Source organism: Bacillus sp. GMs2/2 (assembly GCF_050172095.1).
GTDB lineage: Bacteria > Bacillota > Bacilli > Bacillales > Bacillaceae_G > Bacillus_A > Bacillus_A cereus.
Genome location: NZ_JBNLYE010000347.1, coordinates 1 through 4,032 on the forward strand (window position 1 = coordinate 1; position 4,032 = coordinate 4,032).

Below are 4,032 nucleotides of genomic sequence, written 5' to 3' on the forward strand. Positions count from 1 at the left end.
TTATAGCTCTCTTTTTTATTAGAAATCTCCTTGACAAAGCTTTTTATTGTAAAGCCAACTAGCAAGGGCACAGCCCGCACCATAGCCTACTGATCCATCTTTCCAATCATTGCTCCAGCTACCTTTTTTTCCACCATCAATTTTTTCAGCTTCCTTTTCAGTAAGCACTTCTAATTTCATTGATTTTAATTCCATGATAACGCCTCCATTTTTAAAAATTAATGAATTCAGAATAATAACTGAATTCATTAATATTATACATCTTTATATTAAAAAAATCTACTATTTATCTTTATAGATTGTATGTTTTTTGAAAATATTTTATATATTCCCTCTCTTTCCTTCTAAATTTAAAACATTAGTCTGTTAAATATGGGCTTGTATCTGTGAACAACTGAATAAGTTTTAACAATTTATTAATAAAAGAGGACCAGTCTATAGCTGGTCTAGTTTGCTTTCATATTCTTTTATTATTTTATAAAATGTATTTTTCTTTAGTCCCAATAGTTCCATTAATTTAACCCCGCTTACTTCTCTATTTTTCCACTTCGGATAAGTTTCTTCTATTATAAGAAGTTGTTTGGAACTTAATTTTGAGAGGTTAAATTGTGGGCGACCTAAATGTCTTCCTTGAGATTTAGCTAAGGCAATTCCTTCAGCTTGCCGCTGTCGAATTTTTTTTCGCTCTTGATCCGCTACATAGGAAAGCAAAGATAAAAATTGATCTTCCATTAATCGGCCCATATCACCCATCTCACGAAATTTCCGACTATCAAACAAGGTTTCATTTTCTAAAACTACGATATCCGCTTGTAATTCTCTTGTTATATACTTCCATTCTGAAATTACCTCATCATAATTGCGGCCCATACGATCTAAGGCATCTATGTAAACAATATCACCTGTACTTAATATCTTTCGTAATAATTGATATTGAGGACGATCAAAATGTCGTCCACTTGCTTTATCGACAAAAATGCGTCGAGCTTCCACTCCTCGTTCCATCATCTTATGTAACTGACGTTGTTCATTTTGATCTTTTGTACTTACACGTATATATCCATAAATATTTGCCATGTTTTGTATTCTCCTTACATTTGTTACCACAATTATACCATTTTTGTTTATAAAGGTATTCATTAAAAATAAACGTTTATAAAATGATTCGAATCACCTTTATAAACTTGATATTCCAACGTTTCATAGATAGGGCCCGTTAGTTTGTAAAGGTATACCTTTTTAAACGGTTAAAAAATCTCAACCTAATAAAGTAATTTTTTTAGACTATCTTTATGTTTTCGCATTCACCAATAATAAGTATTCTGTAGATTTTATCAATACCTAAATACCTCTAAAAAATATATATTTTAGTAAATGATGCTTATTGGAAAAGGGGCTAATGAACATGAAGATAAAAAAAGAGGCAATTGGTAGCAACTATATATCCAGGTCAGTTATTTAGTACTGCAACTTTACCCGAAGGCACGAGTTTTTTGAAATGGGAATTAGCAGGTAGCGATGATTTAGATGATATTCTTTTTGACGTAATGGAAGATAAGTTCTGGGACATAGATGACCTTATTTTTAGTGATGTTTTACACGAAAATCGAACTGAAGTAGTACAAAATAAAGAACTCTACATTGATAATGTTCGGAATGCTACATCATTAGTTGGAATAAACATATATGCTTTAATTTATGAATAAAGACGCCGCAATATTTCTCAATACCCATTTTTTTCTACAAATTGTATATTTTAGTTAGGTTACTGTAGTAACCTAACTAAAATATACAATTATTATGAAATGGGGAATGGATATGGAAACAAAAGCGACAGTAGAGATTGCAAGAGTAAGATCAGGTAAAGAGCCACAACCAGGACAGAAAAATCGTTCAAGTGGCAACTTTAGTACTGAGAATCTTCCTGCAGGAACAAAATATTTGAAATGGGAGGTTATAGGAGGCGGAGATCCGGACTTTATTAGCTTTAATGTAATGGAAGATAAGTCCGCTGCAACGGACCCTACTCATTTCTCTGGTGTATTAAGTGGCAATCGGACAAGTGTTATATCAAAAAGATCTCTTTATATTGCTAACCCTAAGAATGCTACCTCTGAATTTACTGTAATCGTATCTGCTATGGTTCAATAAGTAAAATCAAAAAGGAGACTACGAAATATTTTTTTAGTCTCCTTTTTATCGGTTACTTCTTCGCTCTTTCTATTTAACTTATTTAGAAAGAATAAGATTTTTGGATAATTGGGGAAATAAAGTTTCTTATGTCGACGGACACGCGATCCTAATACATAAAGAATATTCCTGTGATTTTTTCAATATAGGTGTATCTTATAATCAATAAAAAAATTCAAATTTATGTTACACCTGTATGGGGAAAGGTTTTTGATTTAATAGGGAAAAATACTATAGGGAGGAATAAAACATGTCTTTGAAAAAGAAATTAGGTATGGGAGTGGTTTCAGCCGCTATTGGTTTATCTTTAATTGGTGGGGGGACATATGCGTATTTTAGTGATCAAGTTGTGACGAATAACACATTAGCCGCGGGGACATTAGATCTTGCTATGCAGCCTACCACTTCTCTCAATTTAGATAATTTAAAACCTGGGGATAAAATTTTAAAGAAATTCAATTTAAAAAATAGTGGTACGTTAGATATTAAAGATGTTCTAATGAAAGTGGATTATACCGTGAACGATTTAAAACGAGATAATCAGGAAGACGATTTCGGTAAACATATTAAAGTACAATTTCTTTGGGATTGGGATCCAGCTAAAAGTCCTGTATACGAAACAACTCTTGCAGAATTAAAATCACAAAATCCGGAAGTCACGTCTCATAAAGTATTCCTTGCAAAATGGGCAGAGACGGGTGGATTAAAGGCCGGTAAGATGGATTGGTTCTGGATAAAGTTTATCTTCGAAGATAATAATATGGATCAGAATATATTTCAGGGAGATAGTATTGCGATGAAAATGGAATTCCAAGCGAATCAAACAGAAGGACAAGAAAGATAATATTGCAAGACCCATATATGGAAAATCTAAGACTTCTAAGACCTAACATTTTAGAAGTCTTACTTTCATATTTCAAATCGGAGTAATATTTATGAAAAAAGAGTAAACTGTAATCATACCAGGTTTTTATCTGTTAAAAAAACTTTGCAGCAGAACCCAGCACTTTATCTTGGTTCTTATTTTCATTTACCTTAGGCTTTGTCTCATATAGATTGTTTAATACACGATTATACTCATTTCTTGTAATTTCTTTATTATACAACTGAATTAATAAATCTTTATGCTCTTTTGAAAAGGCCATTTTATCAAAAAACTTAGGATACATAGTACCATTCTCTCCGCTTCATGTTGGGTTTTATATGATAAACTAGAAGTAGAAAAACCCATATCTATATAGAATAGGGCTGGGTTTTTCAGTTACTATTTTAGACGTCGTTGTATAGTATAAATATTGGCTGAGTATTAAATTATAACATAAAAGTTATACCCTTAGTTATTTTTCTAAGGGAGGTCAGGTACCGGCAAATGTGTGAACGTCCTGTCCGTGGGCTTTAGAATCGAATCGTGGAGATTGCATGTTTATATACAAGCTGTTGTTTCCCCTCATATTCTATTAAAATAGAAAAAGTATCATATCCTCTTATTATCCCTTTTATATGTAGTCCTTTTAACAGGATTAACGTGATATCCTTCTTCTTTTGAAACGCTTCTTGTAATAAGTGTTCCTGTGAAAATAGTATGTTCTTACCTCTATCCTTTTGAAATGATTGTAATTTCGTTTCCAATGAATTCTCCCCCTATTCTTCTCATACAGTTACTTTGTATGGTTCTAGTTCAGCTAGCAGTTGTTTTACACCTTCTGGACTCAACGTCAGCTTTCCACCTACTAGTTTTACATTCCTTGAAGATATTTCTCCTGTGATAGGACAAGTACCATGAGGTGTATATTTTTGTAGAACAATCGCATCTTCTTCTACAAAAAATTCTAAAGCATCGCT

8 protein-coding genes are annotated in these 4,032 nt (G+C 32.4%); 3 read left to right on the forward strand and 5 right to left on the reverse strand.

Features of this window, described 5'->3' with window-relative positions; translation table 11 throughout:
- Nucleotides 1–18 precede the first annotated feature (18 nt).
- Together ACQGS6_RS23965 and ACQGS6_RS23970 are read right to left on the reverse strand one after the other, a co-directional pair.
- Nucleotides 19–195, reverse strand: coding sequence for a hypothetical protein (locus ACQGS6_RS23965; protein WP_154696205.1), 177 nt, complete (start codon nucleotides 193–195; stop codon nucleotides 19–21).
- Nucleotides 196–435: 240 nt separating this feature from the next.
- Nucleotides 436–1,107, reverse strand: coding sequence for a recombinase family protein (locus ACQGS6_RS23970; RefSeq protein ID WP_426965712.1), 672 nt, complete (start codon nucleotides 1,105–1,107; stop codon nucleotides 436–438).
- 320 nt (nucleotides 1,108–1,427) lie between these two features.
- Here ACQGS6_RS23970 and ACQGS6_RS23975 point away from each other — a divergent pair, with 320 nt between their 5' ends.
- From ACQGS6_RS23975 to ACQGS6_RS23985, 3 genes are all read left to right on the forward strand, one after another.
- Entirely contained in the window at nucleotides 1,428–1,706 is a 279-nt protein-coding gene (locus ACQGS6_RS23975; RefSeq protein WP_426965710.1) for a hypothetical protein, read from the forward strand.
- Nucleotides 1,707–1,818: 112 nt separating this feature from the next.
- A complete protein-coding gene (locus tag ACQGS6_RS23980; protein ID WP_000448097.1) occupies nucleotides 1,819–2,151 on the forward strand; it encodes a hypothetical protein in 333 nt (110 codons plus the stop codon).
- Nucleotides 2,152–2,440: 289 nt separating this feature from the next.
- Nucleotides 2,441–3,034 carry a TasA family protein gene (locus ACQGS6_RS23985; protein ID WP_000053742.1) on the forward strand — a complete coding sequence of 198 codons (594 nt, stop codon included), beginning with the start codon at nucleotides 2,441–2,443 and terminating at the stop codon, nucleotides 3,032–3,034.
- A 133-nt stretch (nucleotides 3,035–3,167) separates the two neighbouring features.
- Here the strand turns inward: ACQGS6_RS23985 and ACQGS6_RS23990 are convergent, their stop codons facing one another.
- The 3 genes from ACQGS6_RS23990 to ACQGS6_RS24000 all read right to left on the reverse strand — a co-directional run.
- On the reverse strand, nucleotides 3,168–3,359 hold the full coding sequence (locus ACQGS6_RS23990) for a hypothetical protein (RefSeq protein WP_000283267.1): 192 nt from the start codon (nucleotides 3,357–3,359) through the stop codon (nucleotides 3,168–3,170).
- A gap of 226 nt (nucleotides 3,360–3,585) precedes the next feature.
- On the reverse strand, nucleotides 3,586–3,819 hold the full coding sequence (gene hfq / locus ACQGS6_RS23995) for an RNA chaperone Hfq (protein WP_000448532.1): 234 nt from the start codon (nucleotides 3,817–3,819) through the stop codon (nucleotides 3,586–3,588).
- A gap of 21 nt (nucleotides 3,820–3,840) precedes the next feature.
- On the reverse strand, nucleotides 3,841–4,032 hold a 192-nt coding region (locus ACQGS6_RS24000; protein WP_426965711.1), incomplete at its 5' end, for an AbrB family transcriptional regulator.